The organism is Mycobacterium sp. (assembly GCF_049278535.1).
Lineage (GTDB): Bacteria > Actinomycetota > Actinomycetes > Mycobacteriales > Mycobacteriaceae > Mycobacterium.
In genome coordinates, this window is sequence record NZ_JBAPMI010000078.1 from 1 (window position 1) to 23,658 (window position 23,658).

The window sequence follows — 23,658 nt, forward strand, 5'->3', positions numbered from 1 at the left end:
GGGAGGACCTGCCTTCCTTGCTGTCAGGAGTTCGCCAATGTCCGACTACACCAGCCCACTTTTCGCCGACCGGCACATCGGCCCGGACAGCGCCGCCATCGCGACAATGCTCGAGGGGTTGACTCGCTCGACGAACTCGCGCGCCGCGCCCTGCCTGCGGGGATTCTCGACGGATTGACCGACTCGGGCGCCGCACCCGGTCTGGACCGGTTGCCGCCGGCGGCCAGCGAGGCTGAGGCGCTGGCTGAGCTTCGGGCACTGGCCGATGAGAACACCGTCGCGGTGTCGATGATCGGGCAGGGCTACTACGACACCTACACACCGCCGGTGTTGCTCCGCAATATCCTGGAGAATCCGGCCTGGTACACGGCCTATACGCCGTACCAGCCGGAGATCAGCCAGGGCCGGCTGGAGGCGCTGCTGAACTTCCAGACCATGGTGGCCGACCTGACCGGCCTCGAGGTAGCCAACGCGTCGATGCTCGACGAGGGCACCGCGGCCGCCGAGGCGATGACGCTGATGCAACGCGCGGTGAAAGGTAACGCCAACCGGCTGGCCGTCGACGTCGACGTGTTCGCACAGACCGCGGCGATACTCGCCACCCGCGCCGAACCGTTGGGCATCGAGATCGTCACCGCCGACCTGCGCGACGGGCTGCCGGACGGGGAGTTCTTCGGCGTGATCGCTCAGTTGCCGGGCGCCAGCGGACGCCTCACCGACTGGTCGGCACTGGTGTCTGCGGCGCATGAGCGCGGCGCGCTGGTGGCGATCGGCGCCGACCTGCTTGCGCTGACGCTGATCACACCGCCGGGGGAGATCGGCGCCGACGTCGCATTCGGCAACACCCAACGTTTCGGTGTGCCAATGGGATTCGGCGGCCCGCACGCCGGATACCTAGTCGTGCACGCTCAACACGCCCGCCAGCTACCCGGCCGTCTGGTCGGCGTCTCGCAGGACGCCGACGGGTCGCCCGCCTACCGGCTGGCACTGCAGACGCGCGAGCAGCACATCCGCCGGGACAAGGCGACCAGCAATATCTGCACCGCTCAGGTGCTGCTTTCGGTGATGGCCGCAATGTATGCGAGCTACCACGGCGCCGACGGACTGGCCGGGATCGCCCAACGGGTTCATGGCCACGCCGAGACGATCGCCGCCGCGCTCGGCGATGCGTTGGTGCACGACAAGTACTTTGACACCGTCTTGATCCGGGTGCCCGGTCGCGCCGACGAGGTGGTCGCCGCGGCAAAGGCCAACAACATCAACCTGTGGCGGGTGAATGACGACCACGTCTCGGTGACCTGCGACGAGGTGACGACCGACGCCCACGTGGCAACCGTGCTGGACGCGTTCGGTGTCGCGGTCGCCAACGCCGCCTCCGCCGATATCGCGACGCGCACCTCGGAGTTCCTGACCCACCCCGCGTTCACCAAATACCGCACCGAGACGTCGATGATGCGGTATCTGCGCAGTCTGGCGGACAAGGATCTTGCGTTGGACCGCAGCATGATTCCGCTCGGCTCCTGCACGATGAAGCTCAATGCGGCCGCCGAGATGGAGTCGATCACCTGGCCGGAGTTCGCCCGCCAGCATCCCTTCGGGCCGGCATCCGACAGCCAGGGTCTGCGCAAGCTGATCGCCGATCTGGAGACCTGGCTGGTCCAGATGACCGGCTATGACGCGGTGTCGCTGCAACCCAACGCGGGATCGCAGGGGGAGTACGCCGGGCTGCTAGCCATCCACGCGTACCACACCAGCCGCGGCGAACCGCAGCGCGACGTGTGCCTGATCCCGTCCAGCGCGCACGGCACCAACGCCGCATCGGCGGCGTTGGCCGGCATGCGGGTAGTCGTGGTGGCCTGTAGGTCCAACGGCGACGTCGACCTCGACGACCTGCGCGCCAAGGTCATCGAGCATGCCGAGCGGCTGTCGACGCTGATGATCACCTACCCCTCGACGCATGGTGTGTACGAGCTGGACATCGCCGACATCTGTGCGGCCGTGCACGACGCCGGCGGCCAGGTCTACATCGACGGCGCCAACCTCAACGCGCTGGTCGGGCTGGCCCGGCCGGGCACGTTCGGCGGCGACGTCAGCCACCTGAACCTGCATAAGACGTTCTGCATCCCGCACGGCGGCGGCGGCCCGGGTGTCGGACCGGTGGCGGCGCGCTCGCACCTGGCGCAGTTCCTGCCGGGTCACCCGTTGGCTCCCGAACTCCCGTCCGGTCCGCCGGTGTCGTCGGCGCCCTACGGGTCGGCGTCCATCCTGCCGATCAGCTGGGCCTACATCCGGATGATGGGCGCACCCGGTCTGCGGGCCGCGTCGCTGACCGCGATCGCCTCGGCCAACTACATCGCCCGCCGGCTCGACGAGTACTACCCGGTGCTGTACACCGGCGAGAACGGCATGGTCGCCCACGAGTGCATTCTGGACTTGCGCCCGATCACCAAGTCGACCGGCGTAACCGTCGACGATGTGGCAAAGCGCTTGGCAGACTACGGTTTCCACGCGCCGACCATGAGCTTCCCGGTGGCAGGCACGCTGATGGTCGAGCCCACCGAGAGCGAAAGCCTGGCCGAGATAGACGCATTCTGCGATGCGATGATCGCCATCCGCGGCGAGATCGACAAGGTCGGCGCCGGCGAGTGGGCCGTGGACGACAATCCGCTGCGCGGCGCGCCGCACACCGCCGAGTGTCTACTGGTCGACAAGTGGGAGCACCCGTACACCCGCGAGGTGGCCGCATACCCGCTCGGGAAGGGTTTCCGGCCCAAGGTGTGGCCGCCGGTGCGCCGTATCGACGGCGCCTACGGCGACCGCAACCTGGTGTGCTCCTGCCCGCCGGTGGAGTCCTACGCCTGACGGGGCGGGCGGTCAGCTCAAGAAGTTGGTCACCGCGGTCGCCAGGTCGGGCGATGCCGACGTGGCGAGATTCTGGTAGCTGCCACCGGATAGCTTGGCGACGGCCTCCCAGGTTGCCCGGTCGGAGTCCGATCCGAAGTCGATGACGTTGACCGCGACCGGCTTGGCCGGGTCGGCGCTCTGCTTGATGAATTCCTGCAGGCCCTCGCCGCCGAGGCTTTGGTCGGTGTGCGGCCCGGCCGTGATCACCAACACCGAATTGGTCTGTCCGGCATGGAAATTGGCCTGCGCATTCTGATAGATCAGCCGCAGTGTGGTGAAGGAAACCGCCCCGCCGGACGACGCATGCTGTCGATCCAGCGCCGCAGTCAACGCCTCGGACCGCGGCTTGCCGTCGACCTGATCGCTCAGCGGGCCCGCCGACACCTCCGAGCGACCCTCCTTGCCGTCGAAGGTCCACAGACCGATGACGGCATTCGGGGCCAGTGACTTGATCCGGTCTTCGAGCGCGCCGACGACGTTGCCCAGCCGGGTCTTGTCGCCCTCTTCGGTGACCATCGACTGCTCGAGCATGATGATTGTCGCCGGTGCGCTCGCCGGCGCGGACACGGTGTTGGCCAGGGCTGCGCGTGTCCCGTCGTCACCGACGGACAGCGTCGACGGCAGCGCGGGGAAGCTGGTGACATCGCTCTTGGGCGGCTTGGTGCCCTCGGCACGGAAACCGGCCTTGGCCAACTCGCCCAGCTGATCGGGTTTGCGCATGAACCGGGCGAATTCACTGGCCGCGGTGACCTGTTCCTGCGACAGCCAAGACCCGCTGAGCAGCACGGTGGGGTAGTCGGCGACGGCGGCCGCACCCGGCGGAAGCCAGGAGCTCAGCGAGCCGCCGGCATCGGGCAGCGTCTGACCTCGAGCAAACAGCTGCTGTTCGGTCGTGACCACCGCATGCACCGGCGCGGTCGCCGCATCGCCGGATTTCAGTAGCGCTTTCATCGCCTCGTCCAGCGAATTGTCGGCGAGCTTGGGTTGCCCGCCGATAAGCGTGCGCACCGCGCCGCTGCCGTCGGTCGGTGGCGCACCCGGCGGTACGGATGCTGCCGCCACCGCCTCGCCGGCGAGGAACGCGGCGTCGCTGTTACCGCTGAGCGGCAGCGCCAGACGCAGCGAACCCCAGGACGGCAACTTCACATCCGCCAGCGAGTCCGGCTTGGTCTGCAAATCGGGCAGCGTCGACCACTTCTGGTCGCCGAGCGCCTTTTGAAGTTCGGGTCGTACCGCGAGCACCACCGGGGACGTGACCAGCGACCTGCTGTCGGTGACCGTCTCCTTACCGGTCGCGGCGGTGAGACGCGCGGCTGATACCGAGCTGCCGGGGATCCACAGCGCAGGTCGCTGGCCCAGCTCTGCGGGCCATTTCCCGATGAACCCGTCGACGACGGCGTCAGAGCCGGCGGATTTGACGCCGATGGCGACGCAGTGGTCGCCGACCGGCGCGGCAATGCCGTTGAAGCGTTCGGCGAGATGCTGTACCTGGTCGGAGATCGACGGATCGGCGATGACCGCGACCGGCTGCTTGTCGCCGACACATCGCGCGCTGTGCGAACGGTTGGACAACGCATCGCCGAAGAAGCGCCACAGGATGATCACGCCCACGACGACGACCACCGCAATCAGGGCCGAGACCACTCCGATGCTGACACCACGCCGCCCCGCTTCGTTGCGATGACCGCCGCCGAAATCAGGGAGGCCTCGGTGGCCGCCGGTCTGCGACGGCGGGGGCGGCCCTTGGTCGCGTCGCGGGAAGCCGGGGAAGTCGTCCGGCGGATCGATGTCGACCGGGGGCAGGTCCGGCTCGGGCCGCTCCGGGGGAGCGAATTCGCCGAAGTCATCGCGGTGATCATCGGCGGGCTCGTCGAAGTCGAAAAACCCGGGGCCGTCGGCGAAGTCGTCGTGGAAATCGTCTGGCGGGCGGCGCGGATAGCGCGGTGCCGAGAACGAATCATCAAAGGGAGGTTCCTCCGCGGGAGGATCCTCGGGCTCGTGGTAGCCACCGGCATCCTCGACGTCCTCGGGCTGGGAGACGTCGTCGGAAGGCTCGTTGATCGGCTCGTCGTCGGGCGCTCGGTGCCTACCCATGCCGGTCCTCTCCTGGGCGCCGGAGGTGCCTGCAACGTCTAGTCATTGGGGTGGTCGATATTCCCCGCACAGACGTCACTCATGAGCGCGGGCCTTGAACTCGCGGCGGCGCCGATGCAGGATCGGCTCGGTGTAGCCACTGGGCTGCTGCGCGCCGTGCAGAATCAGCTCCTGGGCGGCCAGGAAGGCGATGCTGTCGTCGAAGTTGGGTGCCATGGGCAGGTATCCGGAGTCCCCGGCATTCTGCTCGTCCACCAACGGAGCCATCCGCTCCAGGCTAGCGCGCACATCCTCTTCGGTGATGACGCCATGCCGCAGCCAGTTGGCCAGTAGCTGACTGGAAATCCGCAGCGTGGCACGGTCTTCCATCAAAGCGACGTCGTGAATGTCGGGCACCTTCGAGCAGCCGACACCCGCGTCGATCCAGCGCACTACATAACCCAGGATCGACTGGCAGTTGTTGTCGACCTCCTCGCGGATCTCCTCCGGAGCCCAGGCCAGTTCCTTGGCCAGCGGGACCGTCAACAGCTCGTCGATGGTGGCCCGCTTCTTGCCTTCGAGTTCTTCCTGAACGGCGGCCACATCCACGTAGTGGTAGTGCATGGCGTGCAGCGTGGCCGCTGTCGGCGAGGGCACCCACGCGGTGGTGGCGCCGGCCTTAGGTTGGCCGATCTTCTGCTCCATCATGTCGGCCATCAACTCCGTCATGGCCCACATACCCTTGCCGATCTGCGCCCTGCCCTTGAAGCCGGCGGCCAGGCCGGTGTCGACGTTGTTGTCCTCGTAGGCCTTGATCCAGGTCGTGCTCTTCATCGCACCCTTGCGGATCATCGGGCCCGCTTCCATCGAGGTGTGTATTTCGTCGCCGGTGCGGTCCAGGAAGCCGGTGTTGATGAACACCACGCGGTCGGCAGCGGCCTTGATGCACGCCTTGAGGTTGACGGTGGTGCGGCGTTCCTCGTCCATGATGCCGACCTTCAGCGTGCCCTGCGGCAGGCCGAGGACGTCCTCGACGCGGCTGAACAGCTCGCAGGTGAACGCAACCTCGTCCGGCCCGTGCATCTTGGGCTTGACGATGTAGATGGACCCGGTGCGGCTGTTGGTCAGCGGCCCGTTGCCGTCGCCGGTCTTCAGGCCGTGGATCGCGGTCAGGCCGGTGAACAGCGCATCCTGGATGCCTTCGAACACCTCGTTGCCCTCGGCGTCGACGATGGCGTCGTTGGTCATCAGGTGGCCGACGTTGCGGACGAACAGCAGGCTGCGGCCGGGCAGCGTCAGCTCGCCGCCGTCGGGCGTCTTGTAGGTGCGGTCCTGGTTGAGCACCCGGTGGATGGTCTTACCGCCCTTGTCGACCTCCTCGGACAGGTCACCTTTGTTCAGCCCGAGCCAGTTGCGGTAGCCCAGCACCTTGTCATCGGCGTCGACGGCGGCCACCGAGTCCTCGAAGTCCATGATCGTGGTGATCGCCGACTCCAGGACCACGTCTTTGATGCCGGCGGCATCGGTCTTGCCGATCGGCGATTCCGGGTCGACCAGGATCTCGATGTGCAGCCCGTGGTTTACCAGCAGCACCGACCAGTCGGGGGAGCCGAGTTCGCCGGTGTAGCCGATGAACTTCTCGGGGCTGGCCAGTCCGACCATTCCGTCGCCGGCCTCCACCTGCAGTTGGCCATCCTCGACGCTGAGCCCCGTCGCATCGGACCAGGAGCCCGACGACAGCGGGGCCGCCTCGTCGAGGAACTTGCGCGCATAGGCGATGACTTTGTCGCCGCGGACCCGGTTGTAGCTGGTGCCTTTGTCGGCGCCGTCGCTTTCGGGGATCACATCGGTGCCATACAGCGCGTCGTACAGCGACCCCCAGCGGGCGTTGGCAGCATTGAGCGCAAACCGCGCGTTGAGGACGGGCACCACGAGCTGCGGGCCGGCTGTCGTGGTGATCTCGTCGTCGACGCCCGCGGTGGTGATGGTGAAGTCAGCGGGTTCTGGTTGCAGATAACCGATTTCGGTGAGGAATTGGCGGTACGCCTCGGGGTCGAGCGGCTCTATGACGTGCTGCCGGTGATACTTGTCGATCTGCGCCTGCAACTGGTCACGACGCGCGAGCAGGTCCTGGTTCTGCGGCTGCAGATCAGTGACCACCTTGTCGACACCCGCCCAGAAGCTGTCCGGATCTATCTCGGTGCCGGGCAAAGCCTCGGTGTTGACGAAGTCATGCAGCACCTTGGCGACGCGCAGGTTCCCCACCGACACGCGTTCAGTCATCATTTCCCTCCGCACTTACCTATCGAAATCAGTTCTCAGCCTACCGGCCAGCAGCCCGACTACCTGCAACCGGCGGCCTGCAGCAGCAGGTCACACCGTGCCAGCAGCGCTGCCCGCAGGGGCCTGGCGCGCGTCGCGATGGCTTTCTGGCAACGCACGTATTCGGCGCGGCCCGCCGCATCCTCGACGGGGATGGGCTGGTACCCGTATGCCCTCAGGTCGTACGGGCTGGCCCGCATGTCGACTTCGCGAGCTGCCGCAGCGAGTTCCAGGCAGTCGAGCAGCATCTCGGACTCGATCAACGGGCTCAACTTGTAGGACCATTTGTACAGGTCCATGTTGGCGTGCAGGCAACCGGGCTGCTCCCAATCCTGCTGCGCGGCACGGCTGGGCAAGCCGGCGTTGCGGGGCGCGGCCTCGGGGCTGAAGAAGCGGAACGCGTCGAAGTGGCTGCACCGCAACGGCCCGGCAAGCTCGGCCTCGACCACGGTGTCGGTGCCCGCGGCGCCCAGTCGCAGTGGCACACGGTCATGGCGCACGGCATCGCTGCGGTAGACCATCGCCCATTCGTGCAGTCCGAAGCAATTCAGCTGGGCGGGCCGCTCGGCGGTCGCCCGCAACAGGCCAGACACGAACGAGATGGTCTCCACCCGGCTACGCAGGAATACGTCGCTCACTGTGACACCAGGGACCTCGACGGTGTAGCCGCGACGACCTCGGTATCGACGAATGGCTTCGTCCCCGGCCAACCGCACCCCGTAGCCGGGGTGCCAGCAGCGCAGTTGCCGCGGACGCAGGCTGTAGTAGCTGAACAGGAAGTCCCACACCGGATGCGGCTCGCCGACCTGTGCCCGCCTGGCGTGCGGGGCAACGAATCTCTCGACGCGCGCGGCATATTCGTCGGCGCGGGCCACCCATTGCACAGCATCGAGCCCGACGCCGGTATCAGGCACGCTGCGTCCCGTCGCGCACGACACCGACCAGATCCCGCACCAGATCCTCCAGCGCCACCATGGCCACCACCGCTCCATCGCGGCTGGTGACCAACGCGAGGTGACTGTTGCTGCGGCGCATCCGCGATAGCGCCTCGGGAACCGTCAGCGATTCCGAAACCCGGGGCAGCGAACGGACTCTGGCCAGGTCGATCACGGCGTGTGGCTCGCCCGCCTGCGACAGCACATCCTTGATGTGCAGGTAGCCAAGAAATTTGTGGTCGACGCCGACCACCGGGAACCGCGAATAACCGGTTGCGGCCAAAGCCTTTTCCACCACCCCGACCGCGGGACCGGTCCCGGCCGCAGCCACCGGCACGGCGTGGATCTTGCTGACGGGCACCGCTACATCGGCGACGGTGCGGTTGCGGATCTGCAGCGCCCGGGTGAGCCTGGTGTGCTCCTCAGGATCGAGCAGACCTTCCGACACCGATTCGGCGATCATCTCGCTGAGCTCGACCGTGGAGACCGCGACGTCGAGCTCGTCGCGAGGCTGCACCCGCAGCGCCCGCAGCGTCAGACCGGTGCACCAGTTGTAGAACGTCAAGATCGGCCGGACGGCCCGCACGTAGGCCAGATAGGCCGGGATCAACAACATCGCCGCCCGCTCCGGGCCAGCGATGGCGATGTTCTTCGGGACCATCTCACCGAGCAACACATGCAGCGTCACCACGATCGCCAGCGCCACCATGAACGACACGGTGTGCAGCACTGCCGGCGAGACGCCGACCAAGTCGAACGGCCGCTGCAGCAGGTCGGCGACGGCAGGCTCGCCCAGCCGTCCCAGCAGTAGCGAAGCGATGGTGATGCCCAGCTGTGCTCCCGCGAACATCAGCGGAAGCTGCTCGCCGGCCCGCAGCGCGGTGACCGCGCTTGCTCTGCCTTGTTCGGCCAACGCCTCCAAGCGATCCCGTCGCGCGGAGATCAGCGAAAACTCCGCGGCCACGAAAAACGCGTTCGCGCCGACCAACAAGATGGTCGCCAGCAACTCGAGCAGATCACCCATCAGCGACCTCGCAGGGCGGCGGAATCGGCGCGGTCCGGCAGCCGGGTCAGCTCGAGCAGGTCGATGCGGCGGCCGTCCATCCGCAGCACCCTGGCCCGCCAGACAGACGTGTGCGGCATGCCGTCATGCTCGTATCCGCTCAGCTGCACCTCGTCGCCGATGACCGGAATGCGACCCAGCTGCTCCAGAACCAGCCCGCCGATCGTCTCGTATTCGCCTTCGGGGGCGTGATAGCCGGTCGCCGTTGCCACCTCGTCGATGCGCAGCAGGCCCGACACCCGCCAGCTGTCGCCCGCCGAGACGACGTCCGGTGTGGCGTCGTCATGTTCGTCCCGTACGTCGCCGACGATCTCCTCGACCAGATCCTCGGCGGTCACCATGCCCGCCGTGCCGCCGTACTCGTCGACGACCATGGCGGTCTGCAAGGCGTTGGCGCGGAGCTGTCCCATCAGCGCGTCGCCGTCCAAGGTGGACGGCACTGTCGCGACCGGCTGTGCGACGGCGGTGACCAGCGTCAGCTCCCGCTCGTCGTGCGGCACTCCGAAAACCTGCTTCACGTGCACGATTCCGACTGTCTCGTCGAGGTCGCCATCGACGACAGGGAATCGAGAGAAGCCGCTCTCAGTGGCAGCCTCGACAAGATCCGCGACGGTGTTATCAACTTGCAGCGCAACAATTTTCGACCGGGGGGTCATCAGCTCCTCGGCGGTAAGCTCACCGAACTGCAACGAACGGTCCAGCAGCGCCGCGGTGGTGGGATCCAGCGAGCCGTTGCGAGCCGAATTGCGCACCAGCGACACCAGTTCCTGCGCCGAACGGGCCGACCGCAGTTCATTGGCGGGCTCGACGCCAAGCTTGCGCAGAACCCAGTTCGCCACGCCGTTTGTCACCCGGATCGGCCAGGTCATGAACCAGGAAAACAGCAATTGCATCCCGGCAACCGCCCGTGCGGTCGGAATGGGCCGGGCCACGGCGAGGTTCTTCGGAACCAGTTCACCGAAGATCATCGACAGTGATGTGACGACCAACAGGGTCAAAAAGGCGATCAGCGCAGTGGCCACCCGGTCGGGCACGCCCAGCGCATCCATCGCCGGGTGCGGCAGTTGGGCGACCAGTGGTTCGGTCAGGTACCCGGTGATCAGCGTGGTGATCGAAATGCCCAGCTGGGCTCCGGACAGCTGGAACGACAGGGTGTGGTGGGCCCGGCGTACCCAGCGGTCCCGGCGACCGCCGGCGCGGGCGTTGGCCTCGACGGTGCTGCGTTCGAGGGTGGTGAACGAGAATTCAGCCGCGACGAACAATGCGGTGCCGGCTGTGAGGATCACGATGGCCAGCAGGCTGAGCAGGATCCCGATGAGATTCATCGAGGCCACCTGCTGGAAGGAGGCTCCTCGGAGTCGGCGTCACACACGCCCGACGGCGCGGGTGCCTGCGGCACGGGGACCCCTTCTTCGACGTAACCACGGATGACGTGACCTCCGATGGTAGCGAAGGCGCGACGCGCCCGAGCCGTCGTTGCCACGCCGACACGCCTGTCAACCGTGCGGCTTACCACCCGAGCGGCAGCGGATGGCCTTCGGCAAAGCCCGCCGCGGACTGCACGCCGACCATCACCCGGTCGTGCAACTCGGCCAGCGTCGACGCACCGACATAGGTACAGGTGCTGCGCACGCCGGAGGTGATGTGGTCGAGCAGGTCCTCGACACCGCCGCGGGCGGGGTCCAGCCCCATCCGCGACGTCGAGATTCCTTCCTCGAACAACGCCTTGCGGGCCCGCTCGAACGCGCTGTCGGCCGCGGTTCGGGCGACCACCGCGCGCTTGGACGCCATGCCATAGCTCTCTTTGAACGGCCGGTTGTCGCGGTCACGCATCAGGTCGCCGGGCGACTCGTACGTGCCTGCGAACCAAGATCCGATCATCACGTTGGACGCGCCGGCCGCCAGCGCCAGGGCGACGTCACGCGGGTGACGCACCCCGCCGTCGGCCCACACGTGTGCACCGAGCTGCTTTGCCGCGGAGGCACATTCGAGCACAGCGGAGAACTGGGGCCGACCGACACCGGTCATCATGCGGGTGGTGCACATCGCGCCCGGGCCCACCCCGACCTTGACGATCGACGCGCCGGCGTTGACCAGATCTCGGGTGCCTTCCGCCGACACCACGTTGCCGGCGACCAGCGGCACCCCCAGGTCCAGCGACGCGATCGCCTTAATCGTGTCCATCGCCTTGACCTGGTGCCCATGGGCGGTGTCGACAACAACCAGGTCCACGCCGGCCTCGATCAGGGCCTGCGCCTTGGCGACCACGTCGCCGTTGATGCCGACCGCGGCGCCGATGCGCAGCCGGCCTCTCGCGTCGACGGCCGGCGAGTAGATCCCGGCACGGATCGCGCCGGTCCGGGTGAGCACCCCGGCCAGCGTGCCGTCTGCGCCGGTAAGCACCGCGACATCGACCGGTGCATGCTCGAGAAGCTCGAAAACTTCGCGCGGATCGGTTCCCACCGGGGCACTGGCGAAGTCGGTGATCGCGATATCGCGAACCCGCGCGAAGCGGTCGACTCCGTCGCAGCAAGATTCGGTGACCAGTCCGATCGGGCGTCCCTCAAACACCACGACCGCGGCCCCATGCGCGCGCTTGGAGATCAGCGCCAGCGCGTCGGACACCGAATCCTCCGGCGCCAGCACCACCGGGGTGTCGACGACCAGGTCCCGGCTTTTGACGAAATCCACCGTCTGCTGCACCGCGGTGATCGGAAGGTCTTGCGGCAGAACGACAATCCCGCCGCGGCGGGCTATCGTCTCGGCCATCCGCCGACCGGCGACCGCGGTCATGTTTGCCACCACCACCGGGATAGTGGTTCCCGAGCCGTCGTTGGTGGACAAGTCGACGTCGAAGCGTGACGCCACATCCGAGTGGTTCGGCACGATGAAGACGTCGTTGTACGTCAGGTCATACGCGGGCTGGTGCCCCTCGAGAAACCTCATCGGTATCGGTGTATCCGCTGCTTGGCCCCGCTAGGCCGGCACTTCGCTGCGGTCCCCGCTCCAGAGGGTGTGGAATTTCTTGCCCGGTTCCTCATCAATCCGTCCGTAAGTGTGTGCGCCGAAGAAGTCCCGCAGGCCCTGGGTGAGCGCGGCGGGCAGCCGCTCGGTGCGCAGTGCGTCGTAGTAGGACAACGCAGAGGCGAAGCCTGGGATGGGGATACCCAATTGAGTGGCCGTCACAACGACACGACGCCAGCTGTCGACGCCCGCTTCGATCGCGCTGCGGAAATACGGCGCGGCGATCAACGTGGGTAGGTCGGGATTCTCGTCGTACGCCTCTTTGATCCGGTTCAAGAACTTCGCGCGGATGATGCACCCGCCGCGCCAGATGGTGGCCATGTCCCCAAGGGTGATGCCCCAGTCGTATTCGGCGCTGCCGGCTTGAATCTGGTTGAATCCCTGCGCGTAGGCGATGATCTTCGATGCGTACAGCGCCTTGCTCACGTCGTCGATGAACTGCTTGGCATCACCGGGCTTGGCGCCCAAGTCGCCCGACGCCAGCCCGGTGGTGGCTTTGCGCTGCGGCACCGATCCGGACAACGCGCGGGCAAACACGGCCTCGGCGATACCTGTCACCGGCACACCGAGGTCCAGCGCCGATTTCACCGTCCAGCGCCCGGTGCCCTTCTGCTCGGCCTCGTCGACGATGACGTCGACGAGCGGCTTGCCGGTCCTGCCGTCGGTCTGGCGCAGCACCTCCGCGGTGATCTCGATGAGGAAGCTGTCCAGGTCGCCTTTGTTCCACTCGGCGAATACGTCGGCGATCTCCGGTGCGGTCTTGCCGAGCCCGTCGCGCAGCAGCTGGTAGGCCTCGCCGATCAGCTGCATGTCGGAGTACTCGATGCCGTTGTGCACCATCTTGACGAAGTGCCCGGCGCCGTCGGGACCGATGTGCGTGCAGCACGGCACGCCGTCGACGTGCGCGGAGATTTCTTCGAGCAGCGGGCCCAGCGACTTGTACGACTCGGCCGGGCCTCCCGGCATGATCGACGGTCCCTTCAGCGCGCCCTCTTCGCCGCCGGAGATGCCGGCCCCGACGAAGTGCAGACCACGTTCGCTGATGGCTTTTTCGCGGCGGATGGTGTCGGTGTAGAGGGCGTTGCCGCCGTCGATGATGATGTCGCCCTCTTCCATCGCGTCGGCGAGTTCGTTGATCACGGCGTCGGTCGGGTCACCTGCCTTGACCATGATGATCACCCGCCGCGGCTTCTCCAGCGCGTCCAGGAATTCTTCGATGGTCTCCGACCGGACGAACTTGCCCTCATCGCCGTGCTCTTTGAGTAGCGCGTCGGTCTTGGCGATCGACCGGTTGTGCAGCGCCACGGTATAGCCGTGGTTGGCGAAGTTGCGGGCAAGGTTCGAGCCCATCACGGCCAGGCCCGTGACGCCGATCTGTGCGGTCCCGGTCTTCGATTCCGACGAGCTCATGTGTGCGCCTCTCGCTTCGTGACTGATGCAAGCCCTGCACCGAACACTGTGGCACAGCGGGATTCAAGTACCTGCAAAGTATCGCCAAAGCGCGGTCATTGCCCGGTTGCCGGGTTAGGCAGCGGTGAACAGCCGGTGCAGTTCGGTGAGCCAGGGGATAGCCAGCGCGACGGTGGGCACGACCAGCACCGCAGCGGCGGCAAGGTAGGCGGCCGTCGACACCCACAGGCTGTTGCCGCTGCCGGACAGCCGTCGTACCCGCAACAGGGTGTGCGTCCCGCCGGCCGCTAACGCCCCGGACGGCGTGCGGCCCGACGCGCACGTCACCAGGGCGCGGGCCAGGGGAGCGCGGCCGGCTACTCGCACCGCGGCGTCGTCGGCCAGCAACTCGGCCAACAGCCGCACCGCATCCAAAGCACTTGCGCTGCGGACAAATCGGGGGAATGCGGCGTGCGCCGCGGTGAACGCCTCGAGCACAAGATCGTGTCGTGCGCGCAGATGGGCACGCTCGTGGCTCAGGATCGCGGCGACTTCGGACTCGGTGAGCGAGTCCAGCGTGCCCTCGCTGACCACCACGCGACCGCGAGCCCCGGGCAGGCAGTAGGCCAGCGGCTGTGCCACTGCCAGCACCCGCAGGTCGCGACCCCGGGGGCAGGCTCGCGCGGAAACCGCATCGCTCGACAAGCCGAGCAGATCAACCAACATCCGGTGATGGGCCCGCCGCCGTCGCGTCGAGATGGCCACCCGAATGACGGCAACCACCAGCCGTGCGCCGATGAGCAGGGTGAGCGCGAAGACCCCGACGTCAAGAAGCCACAGTGGCCAGCCGAGCCGACCGATTTCGGCGGCGGGACTGGCGGTCGGCCGCCCGTCGGCTCCCGGCACGAATAACCGGCTGGCGATCGCGATGCCGGCGCTGAACGCAGACAGCACCGCGGCAACGGCAATCGCCTGCCAGAGCACCATCGCTGCGCGGGGGGCGCGCAGCGGCCAGGTCGCGCGTGCCAAGAGAGCCGGGACCGGGCCGACCAGCATCACCGCAAGAGTGGTGAAGGCTAGCCCGGACACCTTTGCAGTCTCCCTCAGTCCTCGGGTCGAGCGCCACCAGGCGGCGCAGTCCGATGACCCGATTCCAGTTCATCTAGCGCACGCCGAAGCGCCTCCGCTTCGTCGGCACCGACCCGCTCTACGAAATGCACCAGCGCGGCCCGCCGGCCGCCGGTGTCGGCGGCCTGATCCAGCGCGTCGACCATCAGCCCCGCGACCAGCTCGTCACGTCCGTGAACGGGCGCATACCGGTGTGCACGATCGTCGCGGATTTGAGAGACGAGATTCTTCTTGGCCAGCCGCTGCAGCACGGTCATCACCGTGGTGTAGGCGAGGTCACGCTGCTCAGACAGCGCTTCGTGCACCTGACGGACCGTTTGCGGATGCGGAGCAGACCACAGATGGTCCATCACGGCGCGCTCGAGATCCCCGAGGCGCGTCAGCTTAGCCATGTTCGCTCATCTCCTTGGCAATGCCGTCAGCGTACTCGTGCTTACTACCGACGGTCGTACCTCTCGTGCCGCCGCGACCCAGCCACACTCGAATGTCGTGGTCTTGGTCGCCTTTGTGGGAAAGTGCCCACAGAATACAACCCCTACGTATGGTTAGGCTAACCTCATAAAAGGAGGTAGCCCGTGACGATACTGATCGACGACCCGCTCATCGCGGCGATGGCCATTGACCGCGTGCTGCCACTGCATGAGTCCGCCCGTCGGCTGCGCGAGCTGTATCCGCAGTGCCCGCGGGTTTACGGTGTCGCGGTGGTGGGCGATGTATCGGTCCGCCGGTGGTGGCCGCTGACGTCGGCGCTTAGCACCGATCGCTTGCAAACCATGTTCGATGCGGCAGCGGCCGACATGGATCGCCGCAGTGCCGCAAGGCAATTGGCGGCGACGCTGGTGCACACCGTGATCGGTCGGGTTGTCGCGCTAGTGGTACTAGAGGCCAGGGCGTGGGATACCGGGCTGGAAAACCTCTGGGTTCACGTCGACTCCGACGGCGTCATCGACTGGGCCGGTGTGGTCGACCCGACAGTGCGAGTGTTACCCGACGACCCGTACGCCGCCGACAGCGACGGCGTGGTGCGCCTGCCGAGCGAGGCCGCGCTGACGACCTGGGTCGCCCACCGCTGCCACCGCACTCTGGCGCCGTTGTTCGCCAAATTGCATCACGTCAGCGGCGGTGCACTGTCCGTCGCGGCGATGTGGCACATCGTGGGGTCGATGGTGGTGGCCGCCGCGACCCAAGCGCCGCAGCTCGCCGGCATAGACGAACTGGTCGCGATGCGCCGCGGTCAGGCCGTGCTCGACGCGCTGGTCGGCTTCGGCCTGCCGGTACGGGGAGTATCGGCGGCCCACGTGAGGACCCGGGCAACCCCTTGCGAAATTAGGGCAGCCTTGCCTATGCTTCTGGCATCGAGCGATAGATGACCGTGACGGAGTCCTGAGGGCTGCAGTGACCCCCGGTCGGTTCGATCGGCGAGCCCCGTGCATTAACGCAAGGGGCTCGCCTGTATCTGGGAGACGCTTCGACCGCAGCCGTTGGGCGTCAGTCCTTGATGAAGTGGTACATCCGGTAGGACACCCGCCCGCGCTGCAATTCCTTGTACATCAGCGTGTCGGGCGCCCCCGCGAACAACTTGCCGAAGGGGCGCAGGAACACCGGCAAACGGCTGCCGACCAGTTCGAGGTACCGGCCCGAGTTGTTGTCCAGCCCGCGCAGCACGTCGTGGCTGATGTCGCGCTTGGACTCCATCCGCATGGGCAAGCCGGCCAGTGCCGCGTCCCACACGTCGTACTCAAGGAATCCGCGGAAGTCGACGTAGAGGAAATGCCCGCCCGGCCGCAGTACCCGAACCATCTCGGCGAGGAAGCGGTCGAAGTGCGGGTAGCCGTGCGAGGCCTCGACGTTGAGCACCGCGTCGAAGGACTCATCGGGGAACGGCAGGTCCTCGGCGTCGCCGTGCACGAAATCCAGCCCCGGCAGGTCGTAGCGACGTTTGGCGAATGCGATGCCGTCGGGGTTGAAGTCCAACCCGGTGTATGAGGCCGGGTGCAGCGTCTTCATCAGGTACGCGCCGCCGCCGCCGTGACCGCAGCTGGGCTCCAGCACTTTCTTACCGCCGAGATCGGTTTGGGTCGCCGTGCGGTGATAGAGCTGAATGCAGAACCGGTTGGGCTCATCCTCAGGGGCCAACGGCAGACCCATCGGGGGATCCTCTTCATAGCCCCAGTTGAGGAAGACGACGTCGTCTTGATCCCATCTGCGGGTGACAAAGGGATACCAGTATTTGTTCATGGCTTTCTTGAACCATGCATAACTGCCAAGGGGCTTCACGTACTGCCTGAGGGCGCCTGTCACAGCGGCGAGTATGCCAGTGCGCTACACAAGACAGTGGTCCGCCACGGCTAGCAACTCGGAATCGAGCAATGGCTCGTCGGTGCGCCGGCGCAACATCACCCGCGCACCCTTCGCCGGCACGGTTGCCACACCACGCCACCGGGCCTTTTCGCCCGGCGCATCGGTTGGCACGAGAAGGAATTCGCGAAGTAGCATGCGCAGGACGACGTCCGACTCCATGTTGGCGAACGCCGCACCGACGCAACGGTTGACGCCGCCACCGAAGGGCATCCAGGCGGTGGGCTTGCCGGCCGAGCCCAGGTAGCGGTCCGGGTTGAACGACGCCGCGTCCGGGAAATGTTCTTCCGAGTTGTGAGCCAGGTTGATGCTGATGATGATGTTGGTGTCCTCTGGTAGGACCCACTCTCCCAACCGGATTCGCTTCTTGGTGCGCCGCGTCGTGCCGTCGAGCACCGGCCGGGTGCGCTGCACTTCCCAGATCGTGGCCTGCCGCAACTCGGATCCGCCCGCCTCGGCTTCCTCGGCCAGCCGCTGACACAGTTCCGGCTGCCTGCTCAACCGTTCCAACGCCCATGCCAGCGACGAAGCGGTTGTCTCGTGGCCGGAACCCAGCAGGGTCAGCAACTCGTCGGCGATGTGCTCGTCGGAAATCGGCTCGCCGTTTTCGTAGCGGGCCTGCAGCAGCAGCGCGAGCACGTCGTTGCGCTCTCCGATGGCCGAATCGGCCCGCGCTTCGGCGATCAGCGAGGCGATGACGGCGTCGAACCGGCGCCGCTTCTTCATGTACCGCCTCCACGGACTCCAGGGGCCCAGGTCGCGCCGCAAGATCGGCGGGCTCACAACGAGCAGGGAGCCCATCGTGACCATCGCCGGCACCGTTTCCCGAAGTTCTTCCAGCGCAGCGCCTTCGGCGCCGAAAACGGTGCGCAGGATCACACCGACGGTGATCCGCAGCATCGGCTCCAGCGTTTCGAACTCCTGGCCTTCGGTCCAGGTCGCGGTCTCGCGCGCCACTTCTTCTTCGATGATGCGGTCGTAGCTGCGCATCCGCTTACCGTGAAAAGCCGGCGCCAGCAGTTTGCGCCGCTCCCGGTGCTCGTTGCCGGCAAGGCTGAATGTCGAGCCCGGACCGAACGCTTCGCCGATCGACCCGGCCCCCGACGCTGCCCGTTCGATCAGCTCGGTGCCAGTGTTGAACAGCTCTTTGGCCAGGACCGGGTCTTTGATGACCACCGCATGGTTGTTCTTCGGCAGGTTTACTCTCACCACGTCGCTGCCATATCGACGGGAGACGGCGGCAAACATCGCGTGGTTCGATACCAGGAAAGTGGCGGTTTGAATGAGCTTCGGAAGCCGCGGGCCCGGCGGCAGCCGCACCGGGTCGGTGGTCGCCGTTACCATCGTTCTCCTCCAAGTTCGGCTCGATGGAGTTTTACGTTCTAAAATAATGGTTTCCTAGAGATAGCATACCGTAGCGCGGGCTACAACCTGTAAAGCATTCATACATTCGCAGCAGATTGGGATTTGGATACATGCAGCCACTGCCAGAAGCGCCGTTTGACAAGGAACTAGGGCTGGCATTCACCGAAATCGGCCCCGATTGCACGCGCGGTCAACTGGAGGTTGCGCCCAAGCTCTACCAACCGATGGGCATCGTGCATGGCGGCGTCTACTGCTCGATGGTGGAGAGTTTGGCCAGCGTGGCGGCTTACACCTGGGTAGCCGCCAACCACGGAGGCTCAGTCGTCGGCGTCAACAACAACACCGACTTCCTGCGCGCGATCAGCAGCGGGACGGTTTACGGCCATGCCACCCCGGTGCATCGCGGGCGGCGTCAGCAGCTATGGATAGTCACCATCGTCGACTCCGACGACCGGTTGGTGGCCCGCGGTCAGGTGCGGCTGCAAAACCTCGAAGCCGAGCCCGGCTAGCCTCGCGGGCTAACTGGCGGCCTTCGCCGCCTCGCCCTCATGAGCCTCGGCCGCCAACACCGCCAGCTGTTCGAGCCGCGTACGGGCGAAGGCCTGCTGCTCGGTGATCGTGAGCTGGCCGCGCCGTCCGCTCATGAACGTCACCATCCACGACAACACCGTGGTGACCTTGTTCTTGAACCCGATCAAATACACCAGGTGCAGCAGCAGCCAGGCGAACCAGCCGATCACGCCGCCGAACTCGAGCGGACCGACTTTCACCACGGCGGAGAACCGCGACACCGCGGCCATTGAACCCTTGTCGAAGTACTGGAACGGCTCCCGCTGCGACGGGTCGGCGCCGGCCAACTCGGCCTTGATCGTGCTCGCGGCGTACTTGCCGCCCTGGATGGCGCCCTGCGCAACGCCGGGCACGCCATCGACCGCGGCCATGTCGCCAACGACAAACACGTTGGGGTGGCCGGGAATTGACAAGTCGGGCAATACCTTCACCCGGCCCGCGCGGTCGAGTTCGACGCCCGACTGGCGGGCCAGGTCCCGGCCCAGCGGACTCGCTGAGACTCCGGCCGACCACACCTTGCAGGCCGATTCGATACGACGGGTGGTGCCGTCGGAATCCTTGACCGTGATGCCGTCGCGGTCCACGTCGGTGACCATTGCCCCGAGCTGAATTTCGACGCCCATCTTCTCCAGCCGCGCGGCCGCCTTCTTGCCGAGCTTCTCGCCCATCGGGGGCAGCACGGCCGGCGCTGCGTCCAGCAAGATCACGCGCGCCTTGGTCGGATCGATGTGGCGGTAAGCGCCTTTCAGGGTGAAGTCGGCGAGTTCTGCAATCTGGCCGGCCATCTCGACGCCGGTCGGTCCCGCCCCGACGACTGTGAACGTCAGGAGCTTCTTTCGCCGCTCCGGATCGCTCGACCGCTCAGCGGCCTCGAATGCGCTCATGATGCGACCACGCAACTCCAGCGCGTCGTCGATCGACTTCATGCCGGGTGCGAATTCGGCGAAATGGTCGTTGCCGAAGTAAGACTGGCCGGCACCGGCCGCGATGATCAGGCTGTCATACGGGGTTTCGTAGCTGTGGCCGAGTAATTCCGAGACGACGAATTTGCCTTGCAGGTCGATGTGCGTCACATCGCCGAGCAAAACCTGAACATTGTGCTGTCCGCGCAAGATCATGCGGGTCGGGGGAGCGATCGCACCTTCGGCGACGATGCCGGTGGCCACTTGGTAGAGCATCGGCTGGAAAAGGTGGTGGGTGGTACGAGCGATCAACTTGATCTCGACGTCGGCCCTTTTGAGTTTCTGGACGGCGTTCAGACCACCGAATCCGGATCCGATGACGACAACCCGGTGTTTACGGTTGAGTGCGGTGTCCTCGGGTTGGGCGTTCATGGCGTAGTTGCTCCTCAGCGGCGACTGCGTTCGCCTCCACGATAGACGCCCGGACCTGCAATTTTCGACGTTAGCCGGGTGTTATCGCCCACACCGGCGACATCGGACGTGACGCGCCTCGCCAGGGGATCAGAGACCGACCAGAGGGCGCAGCGCATCCCCGACCGCGGCGACTCCACCGGGCGTGTAGGACGGCATGTTGATGACCACGCCGTCGATCCCCACCTCGAGCACGTTGGCCTTGACCTGCTCGGCGATCTGTTTTGCGCTGCCCACCAGCATGCGACCGCGGTCGTCCGGCTTGGCGTTGTCATCTAGGTGCGCTGTCGCCAGGACGCTGGTTTCCAGTGTCGAGCGGTCTCGGCCGGCCTCCTTGCACCGCTGGGCCAGCGCCTTGAGTTTGCCCGGTAGCTTGTCAAAGCCGGCGATGATGTTGAGGTGGTCGGCGTACCGCGCCGCAATGGAGAACGTTTTCTTCTCGCCGCTGCCGCCAATGAGGATCGGAATGCTGTCGCGGTATCGCGGTTCGGCCAGCGCGGACTCGGTGCTGTACCAGTTGCCGGAGAACGTCGACCGCTCGCCCTTGCTCATCGGATCGATGATCTGCAGAGCTTCCTCCAGGCGCTCGAAACGCTCGGTGAAGGTGCCGAATTCGAAGCCGAGTTGGTGATGTTCCAGTTCGAACCACCCGGCTCCGGCGCCAAGAATCGCGCGGCCGGCGCTGATGACATCCAGCGTGGTGATGGCCTTGGCCAGCAGCGTGGGATTGCGGTAGGTATTGCCCGTCACCAGCGCACCCAACTGAATTCGCTCGGTCGCCGTCGCCAGCGCACCAAGGGTGGTGTAGGCCTCGAGCATCGGCTGATCGGGGGAGCCCAACATCGGCAGTTGGTAGAAGTGATCCATCACGAAAACTGCGTCAAATCCGGCTGATTCGGCCTCGCGGGCCTGCGCGATTACGGTTGGGAAAAGCTGCTCGACGCCGGTTCCGTAGGAAAAGTTGGGGATTTGAAGGCCAAGACGGATAGTCACGCCATCCAGCCTAGTGACCTCCGCTCAGCAGCGACGGTCGCGAACGAAGCGCTAGGCGAACTGCGCCAGCGCACCATGGCTGACGTGCAGCATCTGACCGGTGATGTGGCGAGCGGCGCCGCTGGTGAGGAACAGCGACATTCTCGCGATCTCGGCGGCCACGGACGGCAGCGTGCTGGACAAGCCGTCGTAGCCCGGCTGCGCGCTGCGTCCGGCGGCGACGGCGTTGACGGTGATTCCGCGCGTGCCGAAGACGGTCGCCTGGCCGGCGACCCAGTTGGCGATGGCGGCCTTGACCGCTGCCTCGGCGCTGCCCGGACGGGGGTTCTCCGGCACGACGGTGATGATCGATCCGCCGGAACGCAAGTGATCGCCCACCGTCTCGAGGGTCAGCACAGCGGACAGCATGGTGTCGTCCAGGGCGTTACGCCACGCAGCAGCCAGGTCGGACAGCGAGTACGCGCGCGGGTCTCCCGAGCTCCAGCGGGGCGCCGGAACGTTGACGATGGTGTCCAAGTGGTGGGGGAACAGGTGGCGAACCTCCGCCAGAGCCGCGGGGTCGGTGTTGTCGCAGACGATGGCGTCCGCCTCGATCTCCTTGGCGGCTACTTCGAGATCGTCTCGGCGCACACCCAGCAGCGTGATCGTGTGGCCGTCGTTATGGAATCCCTCAGCAACGGCGCGACCCAGTTCGGTGTCGCCTCCGGTGACCAGCACCTCCATCGCCGTGACCTCCTCATATTCAGCATTGAATCCAGGTGCCGGCTCGTGAAGAGCACCTGCGGGTTCCGCCTAGAGCAACGGTCTTCCGATGCTTCGATGGTGGCACACCGCAACGCCGGTCCCTGGGATTTCAGGGCGTGTGTGGCATTAACGTTTCCTTATGTTACTGGACGGTAGCTAGATATGAAACTCCGGATACGGCACGGCGAGGTCACCTTTTGGACAACGCTGTGCAGGGTGACGTCCCGGCATAGCAATCCGCGGGCGTGGGTTCGGGCCGGGGTGATGTCGCTGGCAGTGCTCGCGAGCCTGACCGGATGTGGTCAGAAGTCGCCGTCGGCGACCACGGCATCCCCACCGGCCGGCCACTCGATCGTCGTATTCGCCGCCGTCTCGCTCAAGCCCGCATTCACCCTGCTAGCCGGGAAGTTTCAAACCGACAACCCCGGCGCCACAATCGATTTCGACTTCGCGACGTCGTCGGAGCTGGCAAACAAGCTGACCCAGGGCGCCAGCGCCGACGTCTTCGCCTCAGCAGACGGCGCCCAGATGGACACCGTGGTCAAGGCCGATCTGACCGGCAGCGACCCGGTCAACTTTGCATCCAACTCACTGGTGATCGTCACGGCTCCGGGCGATCCGAAGCAGATCCGGTCGTTCGCCGATCTCGCGAAACCTGATCTACGAGTCGCGGTCTGCCAGGCATCGGCGCCATGCGGATCGGCGGCGCAACGAATCGAGGACAACACCGGTGTTCATCTCAACCCGGCCATCGAAGAGTCGGTGTCGTCTGGGGTGCTGGCCAAAGTCGCCGACGGCGAGGCTGATGTCGGGCTGGTCTACTTCACCGATGCGCACAAGGCCGGCGACAAGGTCAGCACGGTCAAGTTCCCCGAGTCGGTAGACGCGGCGAATACCTATCCGATCGCTATTCTCAAACACGCCTCGCACCAGGAGCTGGCGCAGAAGTTCGTTGGTCTGGTGACCAGTCCGACGGGCCAACAGGTGCTGGCCCAGGCAGGCTTCGCCAATCCCTGACCGGGCAATAGTGCGGTCCTGATGACGCGCCCGGCTGCGCCGTGGATCGTAGGCGGTCGCCATGAACGCAGACAGTCGACGACCAAATCGGTGAACTGCGGTTTTGCGAAGGATTCCTTGCGCGCAGCCGCCGATATATTAATCCCATCCTCAGCAATCCACACTTGCGTCACGGGTGTAACACGGTAGGTTTTTTGCTCATGGACCAGGTGGATCGAAATTCGACACGGCCCAAAAACCGCTGGATGACGCGTGCAGTCGCGATCCTCGGGGGAGCCGGCGCCATCACCTTCGCGTTGCCGACGACAGCCAGCGCCGACCCAGTGCCGCCGCCGCCGCCCGGCCCTGCGGCACCTGCGCCGGCCAACCCGCCGGCCCTCGCACCGGCCAATCCACCCGC

Annotated in this window: 17 protein-coding genes and 1 pseudogene; 4 read left to right on the forward strand and 14 right to left on the reverse strand. The window is 66.1% G+C overall.

The window, feature by feature from the left end:
• Window positions 1–37 precede the first annotated feature (37 nt).
• Window positions 38–2,862, forward strand: a pseudogene (gene gcvP, locus WAO18_RS04590) (aminomethyl-transferring glycine dehydrogenase).
• A gap of 12 nt (window positions 2,863–2,874) precedes the next feature.
• Here gcvP and WAO18_RS04595 read toward each other — a convergent pair.
• The 9 genes from WAO18_RS04595 to WAO18_RS04635 all read right to left on the reverse strand — a co-directional run bounded on the left by WAO18_RS04595 (window position 2,875) and on the right by WAO18_RS04635 (window position 15,230).
• Window positions 2,875–4,998 carry a substrate-binding domain-containing protein gene (locus WAO18_RS04595; RefSeq protein ID WP_422204249.1) on the reverse strand — a complete coding sequence of 708 codons (2,124 nt, stop codon included), beginning with the start codon at window positions 4,996–4,998 and terminating at the stop codon, window positions 2,875–2,877.
• A 75-nt stretch (window positions 4,999–5,073) separates the two neighbouring features.
• Entirely contained in the window at window positions 5,074–7,260 is a 2,187-nt protein-coding gene (locus WAO18_RS04600; RefSeq protein ID WP_422204251.1) for a malate synthase G, read from the reverse strand.
• 59 nt (window positions 7,261–7,319) lie between these two features.
• Window positions 7,320–8,213 (reverse strand): 3-methyladenine DNA glycosylase, encoded by an 894-nt coding sequence (locus tag WAO18_RS04605; protein WP_422204253.1) that lies wholly within the window; start codon window positions 8,211–8,213, stop codon window positions 7,320–7,322.
• Entirely contained in the window at window positions 8,206–9,258 is a 1,053-nt protein-coding gene (locus WAO18_RS04610; protein WP_422204254.1) for a hemolysin family protein, read from the reverse strand. The genes WAO18_RS04605 and WAO18_RS04610 overlap by 8 nt, the downstream gene beginning before the upstream one ends.
• Window positions 9,258–10,622 (reverse strand): hemolysin family protein, encoded by a 1,365-nt coding sequence (locus WAO18_RS04615; RefSeq protein WP_422204256.1) that lies wholly within the window; start codon window positions 10,620–10,622, stop codon window positions 9,258–9,260. The genes WAO18_RS04610 and WAO18_RS04615 overlap by 1 nt, the downstream gene beginning before the upstream one ends.
• Before the next feature lie 184 nt (window positions 10,623–10,806).
• Window positions 10,807–12,243, reverse strand: coding sequence for a GuaB1 family IMP dehydrogenase-related protein (locus tag WAO18_RS04620; RefSeq protein ID WP_422204258.1), 1,437 nt, complete (start codon window positions 12,241–12,243; stop codon window positions 10,807–10,809).
• Between the two features lie 30 nt (window positions 12,244–12,273).
• Entirely contained in the window at window positions 12,274–13,731 is a 1,458-nt protein-coding gene (gene gndA / locus WAO18_RS04625) for an NADP-dependent phosphogluconate dehydrogenase (RefSeq protein ID WP_422204259.1), read from the reverse strand.
• Window positions 13,732–13,845: 114 nt separating this feature from the next.
• Complete coding sequence (locus tag WAO18_RS04630; protein WP_422204261.1) at window positions 13,846–14,799, reverse strand: M56 family metallopeptidase; 954 nt, start codon at window positions 14,797–14,799, stop codon at window positions 13,846–13,848.
• Between the two features lie 14 nt (window positions 14,800–14,813).
• Window positions 14,814–15,230, reverse strand: coding sequence for a BlaI/MecI/CopY family transcriptional regulator (locus tag WAO18_RS04635; RefSeq protein WP_422204263.1), 417 nt, complete (start codon window positions 15,228–15,230; stop codon window positions 14,814–14,816).
• Between the two features lie 183 nt (window positions 15,231–15,413).
• Between WAO18_RS04635 and WAO18_RS04640 the strand changes: the two genes are divergently transcribed.
• Window positions 15,414–16,208, forward strand: a complete 795-nt coding sequence (locus tag WAO18_RS04640) for an iron reductase (protein ID WP_422204265.1) — start codon at window positions 15,414–15,416, stop codon at window positions 16,206–16,208.
• 118 nt (window positions 16,209–16,326) lie between these two features.
• Here WAO18_RS04640 and WAO18_RS04645 read toward each other — a convergent pair whose 3' ends face one another.
• Together WAO18_RS04645 and WAO18_RS04650 are read right to left on the reverse strand one after the other, a co-directional pair.
• Window positions 16,327–17,076: a phthiotriol/phenolphthiotriol dimycocerosates methyltransferase gene (locus WAO18_RS04645; protein WP_422204266.1), complete on the reverse strand. Its 750-nt coding sequence runs from the start codon at window positions 17,074–17,076 to the stop codon at window positions 16,327–16,329.
• A gap of 84 nt (window positions 17,077–17,160) precedes the next feature.
• Entirely contained in the window at window positions 17,161–18,540 is a 1,380-nt protein-coding gene (locus WAO18_RS04650) for a cytochrome P450 (RefSeq protein WP_422204268.1), read from the reverse strand.
• 131 nt (window positions 18,541–18,671) lie between these two features.
• Here WAO18_RS04650 and WAO18_RS04655 point away from each other — a divergent pair, with 131 nt between their 5' ends.
• On the forward strand, window positions 18,672–19,070 hold the full coding sequence (locus tag WAO18_RS04655) for a PaaI family thioesterase (protein WP_422204270.1): 399 nt from the start codon (window positions 18,672–18,674) through the stop codon (window positions 19,068–19,070).
• 9 nt (window positions 19,071–19,079) lie between these two features.
• Here the strand turns inward: WAO18_RS04655 and WAO18_RS04660 are convergent, their stop codons facing one another.
• The 3 genes from WAO18_RS04660 to WAO18_RS04670 form a co-directional block, all read right to left on the reverse strand.
• Window positions 19,080–20,465 carry an NAD(P)/FAD-dependent oxidoreductase gene (locus WAO18_RS04660; protein ID WP_422204271.1) on the reverse strand — a complete coding sequence of 462 codons (1,386 nt, stop codon included), beginning with the start codon at window positions 20,463–20,465 and terminating at the stop codon, window positions 19,080–19,082.
• Between the two features lie 129 nt (window positions 20,466–20,594).
• Complete coding sequence (locus WAO18_RS04665) at window positions 20,595–21,497, reverse strand: LLM class F420-dependent oxidoreductase (RefSeq protein ID WP_422204272.1); 903 nt, start codon at window positions 21,495–21,497, stop codon at window positions 20,595–20,597.
• Between the two features lie 51 nt (window positions 21,498–21,548).
• Complete coding sequence (locus WAO18_RS04670) at window positions 21,549–22,220, reverse strand: SDR family oxidoreductase (RefSeq protein ID WP_422204274.1); 672 nt, start codon at window positions 22,218–22,220, stop codon at window positions 21,549–21,551.
• 285 nt (window positions 22,221–22,505) lie between these two features.
• Between WAO18_RS04670 and modA the strand changes: the two genes are divergently transcribed.
• Window positions 22,506–23,258 (forward strand): molybdate ABC transporter substrate-binding protein, encoded by a 753-nt coding sequence (modA, locus tag WAO18_RS04675; RefSeq protein ID WP_422204275.1) that lies wholly within the window; start codon window positions 22,506–22,508, stop codon window positions 23,256–23,258.
• Window positions 23,259–23,658: the final 400 nt, after the last annotated feature.

Excerpts from the sequence above, each read along its gene's own strand:
- WAO18_RS04595 (WP_422204249.1), bottom strand. The coding sequence starts at position 4,998 with ATGGGTAGGCACCGAGCGCCCGACGACGAGCCGATCAACGAGCCTTCC.
- WAO18_RS04600 (WP_422204251.1), bottom strand. The coding sequence starts at position 7,260 with ATGACTGAACGCGTGTCGGTGGGGAACCTGCGCGTCGCCAAGGTGCTG.
- WAO18_RS04610 (WP_422204254.1), bottom strand. The coding sequence starts at position 9,258 with ATGGGTGATCTGCTCGAGTTGCTGGCGACCATCTTGTTGGTCGGCGCG.
- WAO18_RS04615 (WP_422204256.1), bottom strand. The coding sequence starts at position 10,622 with ATGAATCTCATCGGGATCCTGCTCAGCCTGCTGGCCATCGTGATCCTC.
- WAO18_RS04620 (WP_422204258.1), bottom strand. The coding sequence starts at position 12,243 with ATGAGGTTTCTCGAGGGGCACCAGCCCGCGTATGACCTGACGTACAAC.
- gndA (WP_422204259.1), bottom strand. The coding sequence starts at position 13,731 with ATGAGCTCGTCGGAATCGAAGACCGGGACCGCACAGATCGGCGTCACG.
- WAO18_RS04635 (WP_422204263.1), bottom strand. The coding sequence starts at position 15,230 with ATGGCTAAGCTGACGCGCCTCGGGGATCTCGAGCGCGCCGTGATGGAC.
- WAO18_RS04645 (WP_422204266.1), bottom strand. The coding sequence starts at position 17,076 with ATGAACAAATACTGGTATCCCTTTGTCACCCGCAGATGGGATCAAGAC.
- WAO18_RS04650 (WP_422204268.1), bottom strand. The coding sequence starts at position 18,540 with ATGGTAACGGCGACCACCGACCCGGTGCGGCTGCCGCCGGGCCCGCGG.
- WAO18_RS04655 (WP_422204270.1), top strand. The coding sequence starts at position 18,672 with ATGCAGCCACTGCCAGAAGCGCCGTTTGACAAGGAACTAGGGCTGGCA.
- WAO18_RS04660 (WP_422204271.1), bottom strand. The coding sequence starts at position 20,465 with ATGAACGCCCAACCCGAGGACACCGCACTCAACCGTAAACACCGGGTT.
- WAO18_RS04670 (WP_422204274.1), bottom strand. The coding sequence starts at position 22,220 with ATGGAGGTGCTGGTCACCGGAGGCGACACCGAACTGGGTCGCGCCGTT.
- modA (WP_422204275.1), top strand. The coding sequence starts at position 22,506 with ATGTCGCTGGCAGTGCTCGCGAGCCTGACCGGATGTGGTCAGAAGTCG.